Genomic DNA, 696 nt, shown 5'->3' with positions numbered 1-696 from the left:
GCCCACGTTTCGAGGGTCGTCGCGTAGTGCAGCCGCAGCGACTGGGTGCGCGTGATCTTGAAGCCGACCTCCTCCGCGTGCTCCTCGACCGACGGGATCGTCGGTAGCCAGCCGCCCGGGAAGATCTCGGCCAGGATGAACTGGGTGAAGTGGACCACTTCGTGGGTGAGCGGATTGCCCTGCGCCCTGGCCTCTTTGAACGTGGGACGCGTGATGGTGTGCAGCATCATGACGCCCTCGGCCGGCAGCACCCGGTAGGCCATCTTGAAGAAGTGGCCCCAGCGCTGGCGGCCGAAGTGCTCGAAGGCGCCGATGGAGACGATGCGGTCCACCGGCTCGTCGAACTTCTCCCAGCCCTCCAGCAGCACCCGCGTCGAGCGGTTCGTGTCCATCTGGTCGAACATCTTCTGCACGTGGTCGGCCTGGTTCTCCGACAGCGTCAGGCCGACGACGTTCACGTCGTACTTCTCGATGGCGCGGCGCATCGTGGCACCCCAGCCGCAGCCGATGTCGAGCAGCGTCATGCCCGGCTCGAGCCCGAGCTTCCCCAGTGACAGGTCGATCTTGGCGAACTGGGCTTCCTCGAGCGTCATGTCGTCGCGCTCGAAGTATGCGCAGGTGTACCCCATCGTCGGGTCTAGGAAGAGCGCGAAGAACTCGTCTGAAACGTCATAGATCGATTGCGACTCTTCGTAA

Annotated in this window: 1 protein-coding gene; it reads right to left on the bottom strand. The window is 64.1% G+C overall.

Annotated elements, in window-relative coordinates; genetic code table 11:
* Positions 1–677, bottom strand: a 677-nt coding sequence (locus tag A5673_RS25755) for a cyclopropane mycolic acid synthase family methyltransferase (RefSeq protein WP_082958626.1), incomplete at its 3' end; no start/stop codon positions are given.
* Positions 678–696: the final 19 nt, after the last annotated feature.

Origin of the sequence: Mycobacterium sp. E3198, assembly GCF_001667015.1 — a bacterium.
In the GTDB taxonomy this organism is placed as follows: Bacteria; Actinomycetota; Actinomycetes; order Mycobacteriales; family Mycobacteriaceae; genus Mycobacterium.
The sequence above is the reverse complement of the archived record's forward strand: the minus strand, read 5'-3'. Positions and strand labels throughout refer to the sequence as shown.